2 protein-coding genes are annotated in these 2,959 nt (G+C 61.5%); both read right to left on the bottom strand.

Features of this window, described 5'->3' with window-relative positions:
- A partial coding sequence (locus tag H5U38_14315; GenBank protein ID MBC7188194.1) for a transketolase occupies nt 1-2,301 on the bottom strand: 2,301 nt, incomplete at its 3' end.
- Between the two features lie 185 nt (nt 2,302-2,486).
- Nucleotides 2,487-2,959: hypothetical protein (locus H5U38_14310; GenBank protein ID MBC7188193.1), on the bottom strand; the 473-nt coding region annotated here is incomplete at its 5' end.

The following is a 2,959-nucleotide window of genomic DNA, read 5'->3' as shown; positions in this document are numbered from 1 at the left end:
GGCCGCATCCCGGATGGCGCGGAGTCGCTTCTCCCGGTCCCGCACAAAGCGCTCGATGCCCGTGAGCAGCCATTCCGGCGAGATGTGCGCCTCGTCGCACACTTCGTCCACGGTGCCACCCGTGCGCCAGCGGTTGTCCCAGTCGGCCGACATGGCGTATTCGACGGCCACGCGATGGGCGATCCAATCGTACATGCCCCGCCGCGCGGCATTGGTGATGACCGTGGAATCAAGCCACTCGCCTGCAGAAACCACCGACTCTCGGTAGGAGGCCGGTAGCAAGCGGAAGAGCTCCGGACTGATGGCAGCGACAATCTTGACGTTCAGCTTCTCCCGGGCGAGCTCTGGGAGAATCTTGATGACATTGGAAGTGGTGCTGGTGCCCTGCACGAAGATTGTGCCGCCAACCTTCTGCCCGGGGACGTAATCGCGAAGCACGTACGCCCCTTTCGCGGCCTCAAAGAAGGACGGGATGCCAAGCGCCTCACGGTCGGGTATCTCGATAGGCGGACGTGTGAGATGGAGCGCGATGATGTGCACGTTGGTGGCAAGGGCCGCCCCGATCACCACCGGCACCTCATTGTGCTCCCAAGGATAGACGTTGATCACCTGTCCCTCTGGGAAGAGCTGCGTCACTCCTGGAGCAAAGATGCCAAAGTGGGTGCGGGAGTCATCCGCCGTCTCCGGGCCAGAATGACCAACTACCCAGAGCACCTTGCCGATCTTGATCTCACAGTCCTGGGCGAGCTGGCTGAGCAAGCGCAGTGGCCCGTACTTGAGATAGACAAAGGAGCCATACGTGGAACAGGCACCGTAGAAGCCGTTGAACTCTGCAAAGGGATCGCGGGCAAGGTTTACGCAGGCCAGTCCGGCGCAGATTCCTGCGTTGGCAAATTCCGTGATCGCCTGCGGGAGCAGTGCACCAGTTAGGTTTGTGTCGCGGTTGTAGACGCCAAAGCCGGGGAAGTCGCCCCACTTTTTCGCAAACCCCGCGATGTTCGTCGACTCGGCCAGGTCAGCGGACATGGCGATGAACAGCGGTCGGCCGTACTTCTCGTGCGTGTAGGCGTTGACCCAGGCACCGAACTTGGCCAGAGCCGCACGATTGGGGAGCTTTTCACCAGGCTTGGCAAAGAGTTCCGCCGGGTAGTGGCGATAATCGGTGATCACCGGATCGGTGGTCGGGTTCTGCGCGAAGGAAAAGCGGAGCGAGGGCTTGTCCTCGGGGATGGAATCACCGAGCTCGACGAGTCGGTCGGCCACATAGTCGACCAGCGCGGGGTCTTGATCGTACACCTCCATGACGTGGCGCAGGTTGCGGCGTGTCTGCTCCCGCCGCTCTTCTTCCGTGGCCGGCGCCGGGCTGCCATAGCCATCGAAGCTGATGCCATAGCGCTCCATGAACTCTTTCCGCCACTCCCAGAAGACAGGACTGTTCATGGGCGTGTGCGGCATGCCGTGGGATTTGTTGTCAAAGATCCCGTAGCCGCGCCCCTTGCGCGTCTTGAACCAGGCGGCGTTGGGCAGCTTGCGGGGGTTGTCCCCGTAGACCAGCTCTACGATCGTCCTCGCTACCGGGCCCCATTCCATGCCCTGTTCTGTGCCCATTACCCGCCAACCGTGGGCGGCAAACCAGTCCTGCGGAGATCCGTGGACAATCGAACTGATCCGATGATCGTCGATGCCAAAGTCGTTCCAGTCGATGAGGTAGAAGAGGTTGTTGAGCCCCAGGCCATAGGCGTTGTTCTGGGTCTCGTGGGCCGCGCCTGGGGTGAGGCCACCATCGCCCTCCATGGCAAACACGCGGACGTCCTCGGCTCCGGCCAGCTTGAGGGCCAGTGCCTGGCCGGCGGCCACTGGGGAACCGTGCGCCGAGGGCCCAGTATTGAACTTGAAGAAAAGAGTCTTGCCGGCCATCTCAGCGTGGCCGGGCAATCCGCCGCGCCGGCGGAGGGTCAGCAGGTCTTCGTATAAGACCGCCCGCTTCTGTGCATCCGGAATCAGGTAGCGCTTGTCCTTGGTGCGTTCGTACTTGCGCCGCAAGGCTTCATTGAGCACCGCCAGCGCAGCGTACACCAGCGGGTTGGTGTGACCACCCACCAGGATGAAGCGGTCGGCAAAGCGCTTCTCTGGATGGCGGGGATCCCAGCGCATGACTCCGCTCAGCGCGGTGACCAAGAAGGCGTGTACCTTGGATCGCGAGCCGCCCGGGTGACCACTCTGCCGCAGATTGAGCATGAAATCGATGCACTGGTCGACCATGTCCTTTATCTTTTCCCAATGGGCAAACTCTGCTTGCAGTTGCTCGTATGTCCTCTCCGTGCCCACCTGACCCATCATGCTCTCCTCGCCTTAGTGAATGCCTTCCCTTTCATACCAGTCCTCATTCGACGTAGAAATCTATGAAACCGCGCGAAAAAAGCAAAAGGTTTTCGAGGTGACTTTGATGCCTTGTGGTCGAACCGGAGTTCTCGGCTCGGCGCTATTCACTTCAGCATCTCGCCTATGGGCAGCACCGTCCAGGCGCGTACGCCTTTGCCGTGCAAGGTTGCCGGCTGCCAGCGCAGGAGCTTCAGTGCACGGAGCCAGCGTCTACGCATCTCCTGGCTCACCGGGGGTGTGATGCGCACTTCCTCGGCCTGCCCCTTCTCGTTCACCAAGACGGTGACCGTCGTCCGGGCAAAGGTAGCCAGCTCCTCAGGCGTAAATACCCGGTCCAAGGCAGCCATGAGTGCCTCCCCCCCTTTGTTCAGTTGCGGTGGCGTGTCGTACGGCATCACTTCCGGGCGCGGAAAACCGGAGCTGACAGGGACGCGTTTATCCTCCCCGTAGCCGAGGTCGGCCACCTGCAGGCCCTGCGCGAATAGCTGGCGAATGAGAAGATATCCGGGGTCATCGACCAGCTTGATGGTGCCGCCGGTGGGTTTCTGTTGACCACGGAGGCGGAGATAGTGGTCCA

The sequence above is a fragment of the Calditrichota bacterium genome (assembly GCA_014359355.1).
Classification (GTDB): Bacteria; Zhuqueibacterota; Zhuqueibacteria; order JANLFK01; family Oleimicrobiaceae; genus Oleimicrobium.
Note: the sequence above shows the minus strand (reverse complement) of the source record. Positions and strands in the feature narration are given on the sequence as shown.